Source organism: Patescibacteria group bacterium, assembly GCA_041651155.1.
In the GTDB taxonomy this organism is placed as follows: Bacteria; Patescibacteriota; Patescibacteriia; order CAIXNZ01; family CAIXNZ01; genus JAPLYF01.
Genome location: JBAZJU010000002.1, coordinates 34,404 through 49,306 on the forward strand (window position 1 = coordinate 34,404; position 14,903 = coordinate 49,306).

Here is a 14,903-nt window from a genome sequence, read left to right on the forward strand (position 1 = left end):
GATTGACCTAGCACTAAACAAAAAAGAGCCTTACGAGCTCTATTTTTGTTTATTTTATTCTGATTTTTTCTCTTCTTTTTTTGCAGCGCTTCCGCCTTTCTGATGATATTTAACCAAACGGGATAATTTTCTAGCTACCATGTTTTTCTTAAAAATCTTTTTTTGCGCTGCTTTATCCAGCTTTTTCTGCGCCTCTTTAATCATGGCCTCAACCTTGTCTTTGGCTTCATTTTTATCAATGGCCTTATGGATTTTTTTGAGCAGGGTTTTAATATCCTCGCGAATTGCCAAATTATGAGCTGATCTTTTTATACTTTGGCGCAAGGATTTCTTTGACTGTTGTTTAATTGGCATAGATGAATTCTGAATTATGAATTATGAACTATGAAATGAAATACAGATTACAGATAGTTACAGATATGCTGATTTAGTGATTTGTAAATCTGTATATATCTGTAATCTGTAGTATTAAAGAAATGGTATCAGATTATTATTATGAAGTCAAGGATTTAAGTCTGCGGTTTATCAATTTCTAAAAGTTCAATTTTTGTTTCCTTGCCTGTAATTTTAGTTACATCCTTATCTATTTTTTTAAACTCTTTGGAGGCAGAATTGTACATATTGACTGTTGTGCCCAGATTGTTGCCTAATTTTTTCAGATATTCATCATAAGCCAGTAAATGCTTTTGCAAGTCTTCAACTTTTTCCCTGATTTCCTGGGCTGATTTTTCAATTTGTAAAGCTTTTAAACCTTGCAAAACAGTCTGCAGATAAGCAAAAAATGAAGTTGGTGAAGTTATTATCACGTGTTTTTCTTTAAAAGCATATTCAATTAAATCGCGCGTATTAACTTTAATCGCCCCGACCTGGTTAATCAAAAGATCGTAGTAAATTCCTTCGGATGGAATGAACATAAAAGCAAAATCCATTGTTTTCTCACTTGGCCTGATATATTTGGAAGTTTCGTCAATCCTGTTTTTCAAATCCTGCTTAAAAAGTTTTTCTAATTTTTCGCGTTCTGCTGGATTTTTTTCTTCCACAATCTTATTATAATTTTCCAATGAAAATTTAGAGTCAATGGGAATAACCTTGTCTTTAACAAAAATTACCGCATCAACAATCTCCCCATTTTTAAATTTATATTGCATTTGGTAAGAAGCCGGCGGCAAAACATTTTTTAGCAATGTTTCCAGAAAATATTCGCCTAAAATACCGCGCTGTTTGGGATTGGTCAAAATATTTTCCAAACTCTGCAATTGCTCGGCAAAACCCATCACCTGTTTATTGGTTTCCGTAATCTTTGTTAATTGCTCTGTCACACCCTGAATTATTCTGGAACTTTGCGCGTGCTGTTCCTGAATTGTTTTGTGTGTATTATTTAACCCGTCTCCCAAGACTTTATTAAGTTCATTTATCTGATTTTGCAGCAAAACCAAAGACTGGTCATCTTTTTTCCCTTGACTTGTTTTGTTCAGCATAAAAAGAATGGCTGCAAAACCAGCTATAATGACTAGTAAAATTATGATTGAGAATAAATCCATAAATTTATATAATTATTCCTATTTTATCAGCAAATGTCCAAAAGAGCAATCACCCCTTAGATCTTGACAAACCAAAAATTTTTTGATAATCTAGACAATGCTCGGAAAACACCGGCGTACTGGGATTTTAAGCAAACCGGGTCTGAATCAATTATGAATCTGATCAGAGTAATTTATCCAAAAATTCTGGTCAAATTCCCTCCGGTTGGTTTGTGCCTCGTAAACTTAAAATTCTGTAGAGTTGGGCTCTACACCAGTGTTAAACCCAGTTGTAGTGTAACTCGTTTGGGTGCGAGTGGCTAGCAGCCGGACACTGCAATGGCTTCGAGCTAGGAGCGCATTAAATTGCGCTCCTTTTCAATTAAAAAAAGAGGTTATAATAGCCTCTTTTTATGATAAATGGTCATTATTCCAAAAATACTGCAGAAGAAATAACTGTTGTCCAAAGCCCGTCTTTATTGCCTTCAGCTGATTGTGTTATGCTTGATGTTCTAAAAATATAACCACTGGCTAAATACTCTTCTTTTCTTTCATCATAGGCTTTATCAGGATCAAATTGAATGCCTAAAGTTGTGGCTAACATGGTGGCGGCTAAATCTTCAGCATAATATCCGCACTTTTGGCATGTTTCTCCATGTGAATGATGCTCTGATAAATAACCATAATGTGTCCGATCTTTTGGAATTGCCAAGCCTATTGAAGCTGAAATCAAACGATTTGGTTCATTGGTTTCACTTTTTGCCATAACACAATATGTAATTTGTCCCGGATTTAATAACTCTTTACCTTTATCTTTAGTTATAGTTTGGCAATTTGGAGGGAAAATGCTGGAAACATAAACTAAATTACATTTTTCAATACCCGCATCGCGTAAAGCTAATTCAAAGGATGCTAATCGTTCTTTGTGCACTCCAACGCCTTTTGTAAAAAACATTTTACTTGGTACCATTTTTTTTAATTTTTTAAATTTAAATTAAAAGCTTTTTCAAGGCTCTAACTAAAATTATAAAATATAAAATATAAAAAAACAACAACCAGGGTCTGCCAGTTGTTGATAACTTCGCAAATTTAAATAAAATATTTTTCCCTGCCTGATTTTAAAGTTTCGGCGCACCACTTTAATTCTGTGAAAAATATTTTGCAACGTGCCAAATAACTTTTATCAATTAAATTTCCTTTTGAGTCAAAACAAGTTTTAACATTTGAAAAATATAAATCTTCACGAATTGGCATCATGTGTAATTCAATTGAAACTAAGAGTAATTGTTCAACCATCCTAAGCCCGCCAAGACAGCTGCTTGATACGCCGCAAATTCCTAAGGCTTATGAAAGTATTCTGTGTATTGCAGATCAAGCATTATTTTTATTTCGCCATGATAACCATGATTATATTCTGGTGAAACAATAATTAAGCCATCATCGCATTTAATTATTTTGGCAAATTTTTGGCTTGGACAATTTTCCCTTCACGATTAGTCGCTGCAATTCTAAAATTTTTAACTTTAATCATTTTTTTTCAAAACCAAAAGGCTTGCACTTGTTTCAGTTTGAATTTGGCGGTTTTTATAGATTCGCGACCTTGTTGTGCGGTTCCTAAAATTATTGGGATATACATAAATATCAGCTATCAAGCCTATTACTAATTATTTAATTAATTCTTCAACTTCGTTTTTCCCAGCTGTCAGTTCATCAACTTGTTCAGAATCTAATTTTAAAAGCATGGCCTGAAATTCGCCAACATGTGTTTTTTCCTCTTTAGCAATATCTTGTAAGATGGCTTTGATTTCAGAATTGTTGGTCATGGCAGCCATCTGTTCATAAAGATTAATTGCATCTAATTCGGCAATAATACCTGCTCTTAAAATTTCCTGATCAATTTCAATTTTATTAGATTTGTCTAAATTAATAGGAATTTGTGACATCATAGACTTGTCTAAGTTAATAATAAATTATATGATTAGTATATCTTAATTTTATCATTTATTGGCTAACAAAGAAATATTCAAAAATCTCTTTTGTGAATTTCTTAAATATTTTTTGTACATGCTTTTATTCATTAGATAGTAAATATATTATTGTAATGACAAAATTACCAAAATTATTACTTATTACGACACTTGTTTTTTCCTAAAATTACTTAAATTTTGCTAATAAGCTCAATTTTACATTAAAAATGTTTCACGTGAAACATTTTTAAAATATAGGCTAATATTAGCAATAAAAGTGTTAATTTACTATAAATAAATAAGTCCCTGTAGTTTCCGCCCAAGGCGGATCAGCCTGTCTTGGCCAAGGCCAGGCCTCTGGCTGACAACGGATACACTGACAATTAAATAAGTCCCCGTAGTTCAACGGATAGAACGAGAGACTCCTAAGCTCTAGATAGAGGTTCGATTCCTCTCGGGGACATATTTTGGCCTTATAGCTCTGCCAGCCGGAGTACATTCAGAGTGGGAGAGCTAAAGGGCTCAAGTCCTTATGGTCAAAATATAAAATTTTGCTTTAAAATGAATATGCTAAAATATGCCAAATAAAGAGTCCTTGGAACAACAAAATTTACAATTTTATACATTTGCTGATGGAATTTTTAGTTTTTGGGAAGCAAAAATCAATGATAAGCAAAGCATTATATTTAGGGTAAGAAATGATAGTACTCCGGCAAAAAGGGCTCTGGAAAAGGGTATTTCTAATGGAATTTCATTATATCCAGCTAAAAAAGAACCTGTTCAAAAATGGCTAAATTCTCATCCAGATTATCCAATTATTGAATAAATACGCCAGTAATAGAGCCACCTTCGGTAAAAATTACAATAATATGGCTATTTAGCTCCCACCTATGCACCTTTGGAGCTCCGGCTGGCAGGCAACCCTAAAATGACACCATTTGTGGATGTTTATCCTATTTTTACTAAGGGCAATTAGCTCCAGCCTAAAAGGGCCCCTTTGGGGCTGGTTAGAGCGTACGATTCACACCTGCCTGCCGTAGTATATAAATTCTAAAAATTATTAGCAAATATGGCCATTTAGCTCACACCTACGCATACGCTTCGGCGGGCAGGCAGTTGGCTAGAGCGCTTCATTCACACCTGTCCGCCGAAATTATGGGATTATAGCTCAGTTGGTCAGAGCGTACGGTTCACATCCGTAAGGTCAGAGGTTCAAGTCCTCTTAATCCCAATACTTATGAAGGCGGATTGAAGAGGTCGCAGATTCAAGCCCTGCAATGGCCATACGAAGGCAGGTTCGTAAGGTCACTGGTTCAAACCCAGTATTGCCCACCTTTGTCCTACGAAGCTTTAGACGGTCGGTCTTCGGCCTTTACAGACGGAAGTCGGCTACTGAGCCGACGAATGTCGTTAAGCACAGCCCACAAAACAACATTATTACTTATTACTAATTACTTATTACTAATTTACATGTCATTATCCATTGCTATTGTTGGCCTACCCAATGTAGGCAAATCAACCATATTTAATGCCTTAACTCGCCAAAAGGTTGATGCTCAAAACTATCCATTTTGCACCATTAATCCTAATATTGGGTGTGTTAAGGTACCTGATGACCGGCTTGATCAACTTGCTGTCATGTCAAATTCAGAAAAGATTATTTATTCTACCATTGAATTTACAGATATTGCTGGATTGGTTAGAGGCGCACATAAAGGAGAAGGATTGGGCAACCAATTTTTATCTAACATTAGGGAATGTAATGTAATCTGTCATATTTTACGACACTTCAAAGATGAAAACGTTGTGCATGTTGAACAAAAAATTGACCCAAAATTAGATTTAGAGATTATAAACCTTGAGTTGGCCATGGCTGATTTAGCCCAAATCCAGAAAAAATTAGATTCAATTAAAAATGACCTTGCTTTTAAAGATTTAACTATTCTCCTTAAAAAGCTGCAAGAAAATTTGAATAATAATATCTTAATTAAAGATATTATATTTTCAGATGAAGAAAAAATTAGTATTAAAGAATATAATTTTTTAACTGCAAAACCATGTCTGTATATAATTAACATTGCTGAAACGGATTTAAAAAAAGAAGCGCCTGAAATTTTAAAAGAAATAAATTTAGATTTAAATCCTGATGAAGTTATTTTAGTTTGTGGTAAAATGGAAGCAGAATTATCAACTCTTAGTGAAAGTGAGGTCAAGGAATATTTAAATAACTTACAGATAAAACAAACCGGCTTGGAAAAAATGATAATTGCCGGTTATAAACTATTGGATCTAATTTCTATGTTAACCACGGGACCAAAAGAAACAAGAGCCTGGACATTGACTCAAGGCACAAAAGCGCCACAGGCTGCTGGTAAAATTCATACTGATTTTGAAAAAGGCTTTGCTAGAGTGGAAGTTATTTATTGGCAAGATCTGCTAAATATCGGCAACTGGATAAAAGCTAAAGAAAAAGGTCTTATCAGGATGGAGGGTAAAGACTATGTGATTAAAGATGGGGATACTGTTATTTTTCATTTTTCTAAATAGCTGTGGATAACCAAATTTATATTTTTTATTGAAAATGCTAGAATTTAATTAAGAGAAAGGAGGCATGTCTTTGAGAGAACATTTTAAGTCTAGGGCGCTAATGTATCAAAGACGTAAGTTTCTGGCGAAATTCACCAAAATAAAAAAATGGAGGAGGTAGCAAAAAGATGTACCACATCCGCCATCAAAGACACGAAGAACTGAAACTTATTATGCTGAATCGCTGAAAGGAGGTGATCTTATATCTAAGGGGAAACACCCCTCATCAGGTTTAGCTGGTTTCAAATAAACCTGATGTCCACAAGAAAGGAGGATTGCCTCTACCTTTGCAGAAAAAACACCGCTCCGGATTTATTCGGAGCGGTTTTAATTTTGAATATATTATTTTAAATTTTTTCTAGAATAATTATATCCCGCCAAATTAATTGGTTGGCTCTAAAGTACATTAATTCTTCCTTATTTAATTTTTTAAATCCTATTTGTTCTATTTTATTTATAATATCAAGCTTTGTATTTACATTTCTAAGATGAAATACTGGGAAAATAATCACTATTTTGCCTTGTTTTCTAAGGATTTCTTTAAGTTCCTTAAAAGCCTTTAAATACAGCGAATCTAACACCTTTATAATTGTTTCAATTTGGCTTAAGCTTTCATTGCCTTTAATTGGCGGCCCTAAAAATGGCTCGGTAATAATTGCATCTATGGAATTTGGTTTTATTTTTTGAGTTAATTTCTCAACTGGCAGGCTAAAAACCTGAACATTATTGGTGTTCAGCTGATATTTTTCTTTAAGCCAGTTAAGATTTTCTTTCGTATCCTTAATCGCTTTTTCACTTTTATCACTGCCTATCAGATTTTTATACCCCAAAATTAAGGCCTCCTGCAAAATAGTGCCAGAGCCGCAAAAAGGATCTAAAATTTGCGCATCTTCTTTTATTTGCGCCAGATTAATCATTATCCTCGCTAGCTTAGGAGGCAACATGCCAGAGACCTGATCGCGGCCAGGCCTGGTAAAATCCCTGGCCCCGAATTCTTCAAACGCCTGGACAGCCAAAGTTTGCCCAACCAAAATTTCAGTATCCTTAATTAAAAAACAAATTTCCGCTCCATTCTGAAGTAATTTATTTTTTTTGACTATAACCGATGATAATTCCATTTCTTTAGAAACAACATATCTAGAATTAACATTTTTCTCTTCGCGTAAAATTCTTTTTATTTCCATTGCTACCGGAATTAATTTCTTTTGTAGCTTTTGCAAAGACACTTTTTTGTCTAGCAAGTATAGGCTAAAGCCGAAAAATACTTTGCCTTCGCCAAATTTAATTAAATCAAAAAACTTTTCTTCAAATTTTTCTAAAGAAGAAATCGTGTCTAAAATTTTCCCAATCTTAACTGTTCCTCCCAAACGGTTATTAAGCCAGTTGACATCTAATTCCTTTTCTGTTTCAATAATCAAGACTTTTTCTCCAAATTCTATATTCTTAATTCTAAATTCTTCAAATTCCAAAACAGCTTCAATTTCCGCCTTGGAGAGGATTGGATTTTTGCCTAGGATAAAATAGTATTGCATATAAATTATTATACCATATAAAGAAAAAAGACCGCCTGAATTGTATGGGACAGTCTTTTGTATCAACGGAGCGACCCGCATATTTCCCAGGTATGGAATGAACCTTTAGGAAAAACAGCGCTAGCTTTTAAAAAACGCCACTAACTTTGATTATTGGAAATTGCTTAATTCAAGCCCATGTAAACACCAGGCAAGGGGAGCCTTAAGTGTTATATAACGCCCAGAATTTAAGTATCTTCTTGCGTTATCACATATCCATAAAGGATTGTGGGTCGTACCCCATTTGTCATGGCCATTGCCTAGGCAATTTCCGCAAAGATAGTTTTGTTTTTAAAAAGCGTCCCGCCAACCCCATTTCCGAAGAAACGAGCGCCAGCATTCCTTAATACAGCTCTTCCGTTGATATTTACAGGTTAAATTATCTGCCTAAAAAAGTCAAGAACTTGACGCATTTTTAAACATAACTAATTATGAGTAAAAAAGCTTCCCAAGTTGCATTTTTTATAATAAGATTAAAGTAATTCACTTATAACATATAACTCGTTTCTGATACTAAATCAAGCATTAAAGATGAAGTGTGTGCGCATAGAAACGAGTTGTAAGAAATGCTGAAGGAAAAAAGGTGTCAGCACATCGCACAACACGGGCTATCTGGCTCCGCCAGAGGAAAAATTTCATTTACTATTTATCTTTTCTCTCTTTTATGAATAAATTTGATTTTGTCTTAGAGGAAATTAAAACGCTTACTAAAAATGCAACGGACAAAACTGAGTACGATCATTCGCAGTCGGTTTGGCAGTGGGTTCTAAAACTTAAACCAGATGCGGACATTGCACTTCAAATCGCCGCCCTAGGCCATGATATCGATAGAAGTTTTGAAGACTACCGAAAAATGAAGGCAAAATTTTCGACTTATGATGAATATAAAAAAGAGCACGCCTTATTATCCGCCAAAATAATGTGTGATATACTAAAAAAACATAATTTTGACGAAACCACGATAGACAAGGTTAGGCACTTGATTGAAAATCACGAAATTGGCGGCGAGGGCGATGTTGAAATATTAATGGAAGCTGACAGTATCACGTTTTTTAACGATTTGCCACATTATCGCCAGACACATACTCAAGAAGAGACGACAGACAAAATCAAATTTATGTACGATAGATTGAACGACAAAGCAAAATCAATGGTTAATCAGATAGATTTCAAAAATGCAGAATCCGCAAAATTATTTAAGGAAGCGATAAATAGTAAATGATTTTTTTCTGTCAACGCCCAAATTTCACTTCATTTCATTCAGTGAAACTTCAGATAGCCCGAAACGTTATATGAAACATGCTTTTCTTTTTACGGCTAACCTGCCGGCAGGCAGGCAGGCGCCTAACAATTTTCTTTGCGCGAATCTTGCGCGAATCTTGCGCGAACCGCTATTTTGTGATATAATGCCAGCGTAGTCTAAAAAATCCATACTTCATAATATGTTCAATCCGCAGTACAAGCTAACAAATAAAATTTTAACGAATATTACTGCCATTGCCGAGGCCAAAGGTATTATTGAACGTGCCAAAATTTTACCCCAAAAAGAAATAAAATTGCGCCGGCAAGCCATTATCCGCATGACCCACCACTCTACCGAGATTGAGGGCAATCAATTAAACATGGGGCAGGTAGAAGCGCTTTATGCTAAAAAAAAAGTAGATGCGCCGGATCGGGATGTTTATGAAGTTAAAAATTATTTAAACGCTCTAAAATACATAGAAAAAATTGCAGCTGATAAAAAACCGATATCTGAAAAAGTGATTTTAAAAATTCATAAATTAGTAACGGATAAAACCTTGGCTCCGCAATTTTCCGGCCGCTACCGACCAGGGCCAATTTATGTGGTGCGACGGCAGTTCGGCGTACCGCAAGAAACCCTATATACCGGGCCGGAAGCCAAACAGGTGCCAAAACTCATGGCTGATTTTACTGCTTGGCTTAAAGATAGCGAAGCAAAAGAAATAAATCCGGTGATTGTGGCCGGGATTGCCCATTTGGAACTGGCTGCTATTCATCCGTTTAATGATGGCAATGGCCGTACCGCTCGCGCCTTGGCCACGCTAATGCTTTATCAAAGAGGATATGACTTCCGTCGCTTATTTGCTTTGGAAGATTATTATAATACCAATAGACAAGCGTATTATAAAGCCATTAACGTGGGAAAAACGTATGACGAGCGGCGCACGGATATTACTTCGTGGCTCGAATATTTTATCAAAGGATTTAAAAAGGAAATTGATGAGGTGAAAAATAGGATTTTGCCATTATCCAACCGTCATATTGATGGAAAAATCAAGTCGCAAATTTACCTTACCCCTGAACAACTAAAAATTATTGATTTTTTGGATCAAGTCGGCCGTATTGCCGTCAAGGATGTAGAGGATGTTTTATCCTGCCCGCGCAGATCGGCACAATTGCAATTACAAAAATTGAAAAAGATCAAGATGATTAAGGCAACAGGTAAAGGAAAAAATACTGCTTATATTGCCAATTAAAAGCGATATGGCTACAGTTTGCATTTGCCCATTTAATTCCCCTCCGCCCTTCCCGCCAGAGGCGGACACAGCGTCCAACCTGCCTGCCGGCAGGCAGGAACGGAAAAAGAAAAGTATAGCTGGCTACCCCTTCGACTCCGCTTCGTTCCGCTCAGGGTCCGCCCATATTGTTCGTCTTAAGATAATCAAGATATACTATAAATAACTAATTCAAAACGAACAACATCAGATATCCCGAAACGTTATCGGAAATTTTATTTGCCCTTAATTTTATTTTAATTTTACCCTTTTAATCTAAATTTTAATATGCTAATTAACATACATTTAAATCCCAAAGTAGCTGAAATAAAAGACCAAGAAGAAAAGTTCGATACCCTTATTTCGCCATCAAGCACCGTGGCGACTTTGCTTAATATTGAAAAGGAATTAGGGCGAAATGACATCATTGGAATTGATGAAGCATTTCCTGGCGAAGCTGAAACAAAAAATAAAATCAGAAGATTAATCGAAAACGATATAAGTGAAGGGAAAATTACCGCTCTACTTTTCACTTTATTACTTTACAATTCTGAACGCACGCTAAAATATATTGAAGAATTAAAACATGTATTCGGCGAAAAGATAAAAATTATAATCGGCGGGCAGCTCGTCCCATTGGCGCGCGAAGCATATTTGAAAAATAAAAATATTGATGCGGTTTGTGTGGGCGACGCCGAGAAAATCCTGCCAGAATTATTAAGAGATTTAGAAGTTGGAAATTTAAAAGGAGAATATGCGGGCTGGGTTATGAATGAAAAAGAGAAAAAGTTTTCTGGCGTTTCATTTGATCATTTTTGGCAAATAAAAGAACGAATGGAGACGCAAAAAAAGGAAGTTGGATTTTCTCAGCTTACTATTCAGGGGCCTGGTGGTCCAGGATGCGCTTGGGCAATTTCTAGCATGAAAGGGCCATGCTCATTTTGCTCTTTGCAAAATGTTGAGGTGAAAAGCGAAATGACAATTGAGGAATATTTGGAAAACGAGAGAGTTCTTGAGCAACAATTTCATCCCGACCGTTTTTATGATGTTGCCAATCAATTTATACCATCTGTAAGTCCACATGAAAAAGTTGAATGGCTCAAAAAATATATTGAAATAAGAAAAGCCAAAGGCATAAAAGCTGAAAAATATGCTTATCTAACAGTTCCATCGGTCGATGCTGAAGTTGCTGAATTATTAAAAGAAGCTGGAATTTCAGAAGTGTATTTGGGAATCGACCATTTTAGCGAAGAGGCATTAAAGCAAGAAAATAAGTCATTTCGCAAAAGAGAGACTTTGGAAAAATGTCTAAATGCGCTCAAATCAAATGGAATAAGTTTTAGAGCAGGAATTGTTTTAGGCTCTGCCGAAGAAAGCTTGGAAACTTTAGAATCTGTACGAAATGGAGTAAGATGGATGACAGAAAACTATAGGGATATAATAAAAGCAGTTGGAATTTTTCCAATTGAAATGCTACCAGGCTCGAAAGATTTTGAAAAAATGCGAGAAGCTGGACTTTGTCCTGGATTATTTGTGAAATTTGATGAAAGTGGATACTTATCACGAGATGAGCAAAGAGAAATGACAAATAGCTGGATTGATAGCCATAGCAATGTTTCAGCAAAAGAAGTTAGAGAATTTGAAACAGAAATGTTTGATTATCTAAAAAGCGAAGGTGTGTTTGGTTATAGTGTAGACAGGAAACCAGAGCAGGCCAATGAATTTAAAGGGGTTGAGGGAAAATTAAAATAAAATTGCCCGAATAATACTTGCTATCGCTCGTGAATTAATTTACATCAGCTAACACGGCGTATCTGGCTGCCAGATGACCTACAAAATGAAATATCCATTTTTGACAAAAGAAAAATTGGAAACGCTGAAGGGCTCACTACGAAAGAAGACATTAAAGCAGCAGATCAGATAATTGATAAAGTTATAGCAGAATTGGAAAAAACTTGTTAGTTTATTCCTCCGCAAAATTAAAATATTTTCTAAATCACATAACAACTTCATTTTAAAAATACAAACTTTTTTATCTTTTAATTAGTGCTCTTTTGAGATTTTTGGAAAGAAAAAGCGTCTCCTCATGGAGACGCAATTAGCGGTCTTGGATCGTGAACGTAGGACTGTTTCATTTATACTTTTCCCAGCAGTTGTGTTATTTAACATTTTCCCTCTCAAACTTTTCGAAAAACTCTTTGATCTCTTGAAACTTTTCCTTTTCTTCTGACGAATCCGTCAGAACCTGACCGAGACGAACGAGTTTCATGAAGTCCCTGTCGCAATCCATTGTCCAGTGGTATGCGACAAACGCCGTAAATTTCTTGTCCTTGGCTTGCTCCATGATGAAGTTGAAACCTCCAAGATGAAAAGCCATTATGCCTATCAACTGGCCCTTCCCCTCGTCATCAAGATTCTCGGTGACGATTTTTTTGAAAACATCATAGTCGGCACTGGTGCCGCTTCTGGATTTCCAAAGGGCATCCTTTGCTTTGATTCGAAATTCTTGCCTTTTCTTGAACTCTTCACTTTTTCTTTTTTTTGGGTCTGTTTCATCCATTGCTCTCACTCCTTTCTGATTTCGATTATCTGCCTTTACTAATATATCAATAAGCAACTTGAGATTTTTGGGAAGAAAAATGCCAAAACTGCGTAAATAAGATTGTGTTTAGCAGACATGTTCCAGCGTTTTTTGTTGACAGTCAAGTACGCACGCCTCGCCTTTGCCGATCAGTTTAGAACGCAGTTGAACTCCCAATTCCTGAATGGCAAAATATGATGGGAACTCGTCAACATATTCGTAGTGAGTAACTAGAATAAGCACATCAGCCTCGTCTTTGCGAGAACGAACAAGCTTGAGCGTGCCAGGCAAGTCTTCCCGATGGTCGCATTCAGACCACAGAATCTCGTGCTCTTCAAAACCAATGCCGAGAACTGTACCAAGAACTTCTGCGCTCTCTTTGGCGCGCCCAGCGATTGAGGTGAAAAGAAGCACGGACGATCCATTTATAATTGCCTGTAATTTCTCACCGAGCGCTTTCATTTGATTACGACCACAATCGCTGAGATGAGGACCATAATAGTCTCCATGTCTTACAATTATAAGCGTTTTCATTATTTACCTCCTTATAAATTCAGATTTGCTATAATCTTTGCACTTTTATATAGTTTTGTCAAGAAGAACTTGACGCATTTTAAAGTCTTTGCTAAGATGTATTTACAATTTAAAACACCCTTCCTACGCCCTCCGTAGCTTTATGCGGAGGAGGGCCATGCCCTTGACTTTATTTGTTAAAGGGTAATGAAACCCGATTCCGAGGTTTCAACGGTGCGATTTCTAGTAGCTCTTGCTATTATTTATGAAGTCCCGCCGTCGGGATTTTTTTTAACCACGGATTTTTGCTCACGGATTACACGGATAAATTGGAACTGACTCACTGCAACCTTATACAACCTCATAAAACTTAATATAACTTAACATAACCTAACAAACCAACTTATGACCGACGAACAACAAGACGAAAAACTTTCACCAAGACTAGATCATTATGAATTGCTTTACATTCTCCCCATGTCTTACACGGCTGAGGAATTAAAGCCGATTGTAGAAAAAGTCGCCTCCTTGATCAAAGAAAATGAAGGCACCATTACCAAAGATGACGATTTAGGCAAGCAAAAATTATCTTACACCATAAAACACAATAGCCATGCTTATTATCTGCTTTATGAATTTGATTTGCCTAAAGCAAACTTACAAAAACTTAACCGCGCGCTTAGTCTGAGCAACGAAGTTTTGAGATTTATTATTGTTAAGAAAAAAATCAAAACAGAAGCGGAAATTATCAAAGAAAAAGAATCTCAGGAAAGATTAGCTAAGAGAAAAGAAAAAGAAATAGAAAAAATGAAAGCTGCCAAAGAAGAGGTTAAAGAAAAACCAAAGAAAGAAACCGGCAAAGAAAAAATCAGCCTTGAAGACCTGGATAAAAAGCTTGATGAGATCCTTGACACAAATAAACTATAAAACTAAACGACTTTACAACTTAACAACCTTACAACTTAACAACATTCCTAAATAATTTCATAATTCATATTTCATAATTCATAATTTTACAACTATGAACCTAAACAAAGCCATGATCATTGGCAATTTAACCAGAGATCCGGAAGTCAGAACAACTCCCAGCGGAGTTTCAGTCGCCAGCTTTGGCGTGGCCACAAATTTTGTCTGGAAAGACGCTAATGGCCAGAAACAAGAAAAAGCAGAATTCCATAACATTGTTGCCTGGCGAAAATTAGCTGATATTATCGGCCAGTATTTAAAAAAGGGGAGCAAGGTCTATATTGAGGGCAGAATGCAGACACGCGACTGGACCGGCCAGGATGGAATAAAAAGATACAGGACTGAAATTATTGCTGATAATATGATTATGTTGGACAGCAAAGGCGCTGGCTCTGGCTCTAGCTTCCAGGCATCCAGCGCGCATTCTGATTTACCAACCATTGAAGAACCGGCTCCGGCCCCAAAAATTGAATCAGAATCTGACAGCGATGAAATTAAGCTGGAAGATATTCCTTTTTAAAGCCAAAAAGCCACTAGCCATGAGGTATTTGCTATAGGTATTAAAAAATTCTTAGCACTAATGCCAAATGGCACTATGGCCTAATGGCTTTCAAATTTTATATTTCATAATTTCTGCCAAAGGCGGATCAGCCTCTGGCTGACATCACTCATAATTCATAATT

The 14,903-nt window shown here is 36.1% G+C and carries 17 protein-coding genes and 2 tRNA genes; 10 read left to right on the forward strand and 9 right to left on the reverse strand.

Annotated elements, in window-relative coordinates; all coding sequences use genetic code 11:
* Window positions 1–54: 54 nt before the first annotated feature.
* The 4 genes from rpsT to WC460_02160 all read right to left on the reverse strand — a co-directional run bounded on the left by rpsT (window position 55) and on the right by WC460_02160 (window position 2,777).
* Window positions 55–354, reverse strand: a complete 300-nt coding sequence (gene rpsT / locus WC460_02145; GenBank protein MFA5188143.1) for a 30S ribosomal protein S20 — start codon at window positions 352–354, stop codon at window positions 55–57.
* A gap of 155 nt (window positions 355–509) precedes the next feature.
* Entirely contained in the window at window positions 510–1,541 is a 1,032-nt protein-coding gene (locus tag WC460_02150) for a DNA recombination protein RmuC (GenBank protein ID MFA5188144.1), read from the reverse strand.
* A 406-nt stretch (window positions 1,542–1,947) separates the two neighbouring features.
* A complete protein-coding gene (locus tag WC460_02155) occupies window positions 1,948–2,490 on the reverse strand; it encodes an arginine decarboxylase, pyruvoyl-dependent (protein ID MFA5188145.1) in 543 nt (180 codons plus the stop codon).
* 119 nt (window positions 2,491–2,609) lie between these two features.
* Window positions 2,610–2,777: a hypothetical protein gene (locus tag WC460_02160; GenBank protein MFA5188146.1), complete on the reverse strand. Its 168-nt coding sequence runs from the start codon at window positions 2,775–2,777 to the stop codon at window positions 2,610–2,612.
* Between WC460_02160 and WC460_02165 the strand changes: the two genes are divergently transcribed.
* The gene (locus WC460_02165) at window positions 2,776–2,949 is read left to right on the forward strand and encodes a hypothetical protein (protein MFA5188147.1); all 174 of its coding nucleotides are present in this window, start codon (window positions 2,776–2,778) and stop codon (window positions 2,947–2,949) included. The genes WC460_02160 and WC460_02165 overlap by 2 nt on opposite strands.
* Before the next feature lie 235 nt (window positions 2,950–3,184).
* On the opposite strand, the gene WC460_02170 is transcribed toward WC460_02165, so the two are convergent.
* A complete protein-coding gene (locus WC460_02170) occupies window positions 3,185–3,466 on the reverse strand; it encodes a demethoxyubiquinone hydroxylase family protein (GenBank protein MFA5188148.1) in 282 nt (93 codons plus the stop codon).
* Between the two features lie 412 nt (window positions 3,467–3,878).
* On the opposite strand from WC460_02170, the gene WC460_02175 reads away from it, so the two are divergent.
* From WC460_02175 to ychF, 4 genes are all read left to right on the forward strand, one after another.
* Window positions 3,879–3,950: transfer RNA gene (locus WC460_02175), tRNA-Arg, on the forward strand.
* Window positions 3,951–4,064: 114 nt separating this feature from the next.
* Complete coding sequence (locus WC460_02180) at window positions 4,065–4,313, forward strand: hypothetical protein (protein MFA5188149.1); 249 nt, start codon at window positions 4,065–4,067, stop codon at window positions 4,311–4,313.
* Between the two features lie 331 nt (window positions 4,314–4,644).
* A tRNA-Val gene (locus WC460_02185) sits at window positions 4,645–4,718 on the forward strand.
* A gap of 239 nt (window positions 4,719–4,957) precedes the next feature.
* Window positions 4,958–6,034: a redox-regulated ATPase YchF gene (gene ychF / locus WC460_02190; protein MFA5188150.1), complete on the forward strand. Its 1,077-nt coding sequence runs from the start codon at window positions 4,958–4,960 to the stop codon at window positions 6,032–6,034.
* 386 nt (window positions 6,035–6,420) lie between these two features.
* On the opposite strand, the gene WC460_02195 is transcribed toward ychF, so the two are convergent.
* The gene (locus WC460_02195; protein ID MFA5188151.1) at window positions 6,421–7,605 is read right to left on the reverse strand and encodes a methyltransferase domain-containing protein; all 1,185 of its coding nucleotides are present in this window, start codon (window positions 7,603–7,605) and stop codon (window positions 6,421–6,423) included.
* Between the two features lie 703 nt (window positions 7,606–8,308).
* On the opposite strand from WC460_02195, the gene WC460_02200 reads away from it, so the two are divergent.
* A complete protein-coding gene (locus tag WC460_02200; GenBank protein MFA5188152.1) occupies window positions 8,309–8,866 on the forward strand; it encodes a DUF4202 family protein in 558 nt (185 codons plus the stop codon).
* Between the two features lie 66 nt (window positions 8,867–8,932).
* Here the strand turns inward: WC460_02200 and WC460_02205 are convergent, their stop codons facing one another.
* Window positions 8,933–9,076, reverse strand: a complete 144-nt coding sequence (locus WC460_02205; protein ID MFA5188153.1) for a hypothetical protein — start codon at window positions 9,074–9,076, stop codon at window positions 8,933–8,935.
* A 10-nt stretch (window positions 9,077–9,086) separates the two neighbouring features.
* Here WC460_02205 and WC460_02210 point away from each other — a divergent pair, with 10 nt between their 5' ends.
* Together WC460_02210 and WC460_02215 are read left to right on the forward strand one after the other, a co-directional pair.
* Window positions 9,087–10,142 carry a Fic family protein gene (locus WC460_02210; GenBank protein ID MFA5188154.1) on the forward strand — a complete coding sequence of 352 codons (1,056 nt, stop codon included), beginning with the start codon at window positions 9,087–9,089 and terminating at the stop codon, window positions 10,140–10,142.
* Window positions 10,143–10,547: 405 nt separating this feature from the next.
* The gene (locus tag WC460_02215; GenBank protein ID MFA5188155.1) at window positions 10,548–11,912 is read left to right on the forward strand and encodes a radical SAM protein; all 1,365 of its coding nucleotides are present in this window, start codon (window positions 10,548–10,550) and stop codon (window positions 11,910–11,912) included.
* A gap of 406 nt (window positions 11,913–12,318) precedes the next feature.
* On the opposite strand, the gene WC460_02220 is transcribed toward WC460_02215, so the two are convergent.
* Both WC460_02220 and WC460_02225 read right to left on the reverse strand, forming a co-directional pair.
* A complete protein-coding gene (locus WC460_02220) occupies window positions 12,319–12,720 on the reverse strand; it encodes a hypothetical protein (protein MFA5188156.1) in 402 nt (133 codons plus the stop codon).
* 108 nt (window positions 12,721–12,828) lie between these two features.
* Window positions 12,829–13,275, reverse strand: a complete 447-nt coding sequence (locus WC460_02225) for a histidine phosphatase family protein (GenBank protein ID MFA5188157.1) — start codon at window positions 13,273–13,275, stop codon at window positions 12,829–12,831.
* Window positions 13,276–13,659: 384 nt separating this feature from the next.
* Between WC460_02225 and rpsF the strand changes: the two genes are divergently transcribed.
* Both rpsF and WC460_02235 read left to right on the forward strand, forming a co-directional pair.
* Window positions 13,660–14,181 carry a 30S ribosomal protein S6 gene (gene rpsF / locus WC460_02230; GenBank protein ID MFA5188158.1) on the forward strand — a complete coding sequence of 174 codons (522 nt, stop codon included), beginning with the start codon at window positions 13,660–13,662 and terminating at the stop codon, window positions 14,179–14,181.
* A gap of 94 nt (window positions 14,182–14,275) precedes the next feature.
* Window positions 14,276–14,740: a single-stranded DNA-binding protein gene (locus tag WC460_02235; GenBank protein MFA5188159.1), complete on the forward strand. Its 465-nt coding sequence runs from the start codon at window positions 14,276–14,278 to the stop codon at window positions 14,738–14,740.
* Window positions 14,741–14,903 lie beyond the last annotated feature (163 nt).

Bases quoted from the DNA above. Each gene is read 5' to 3' on its own strand.
- WC460_02220 (MFA5188156.1), bottom strand. From the start codon at position 12,720: ATGGATGAAACAGACCCAAAAAAAAGAAAAAGTGAAGAGTTCAAGAAA.
- WC460_02155 (MFA5188145.1), bottom strand. From the start codon at position 2,490: ATGGTACCAAGTAAAATGTTTTTTACAAAAGGCGTTGGAGTGCACAAA.
- WC460_02235 (MFA5188159.1), top strand. From the start codon at position 14,276: ATGAACCTAAACAAAGCCATGATCATTGGCAATTTAACCAGAGATCCG.
- WC460_02195 (MFA5188151.1), bottom strand. From the start codon at position 7,605: ATGCAATACTATTTTATCCTAGGCAAAAATCCAATCCTCTCCAAGGCG.
- WC460_02165 (MFA5188147.1), top strand. From the start codon at position 2,776: ATGTGTAATTCAATTGAAACTAAGAGTAATTGTTCAACCATCCTAAGC.
- WC460_02160 (MFA5188146.1), bottom strand. From the start codon at position 2,777: ATGATGCCAATTCGTGAAGATTTATATTTTTCAAATGTTAAAACTTGT.
- WC460_02170 (MFA5188148.1), bottom strand. From the start codon at position 3,466: ATGATGTCACAAATTCCTATTAATTTAGACAAATCTAATAAAATTGAA.
- rpsT (MFA5188143.1), bottom strand. From the start codon at position 354: ATGCCAATTAAACAACAGTCAAAGAAATCCTTGCGCCAAAGTATAAAA.
- WC460_02200 (MFA5188152.1), top strand. From the start codon at position 8,309: ATGAATAAATTTGATTTTGTCTTAGAGGAAATTAAAACGCTTACTAAA.
- WC460_02150 (MFA5188144.1), bottom strand. From the start codon at position 1,541: ATGGATTTATTCTCAATCATAATTTTACTAGTCATTATAGCTGGTTTT.
- rpsF (MFA5188158.1), top strand. From the start codon at position 13,660: ATGACCGACGAACAACAAGACGAAAAACTTTCACCAAGACTAGATCAT.
- WC460_02210 (MFA5188154.1), top strand. From the start codon at position 9,087: ATGTTCAATCCGCAGTACAAGCTAACAAATAAAATTTTAACGAATATT.
- ychF (MFA5188150.1), top strand. From the start codon at position 4,958: ATGTCATTATCCATTGCTATTGTTGGCCTACCCAATGTAGGCAAATCA.
- WC460_02225 (MFA5188157.1), bottom strand. From the start codon at position 13,275: ATGAAAACGCTTATAATTGTAAGACATGGAGACTATTATGGTCCTCAT.
- WC460_02180 (MFA5188149.1), top strand. From the start codon at position 4,065: ATGCCAAATAAAGAGTCCTTGGAACAACAAAATTTACAATTTTATACA.
- WC460_02205 (MFA5188153.1), bottom strand. From the start codon at position 9,076: ATGGATTTTTTAGACTACGCTGGCATTATATCACAAAATAGCGGTTCG.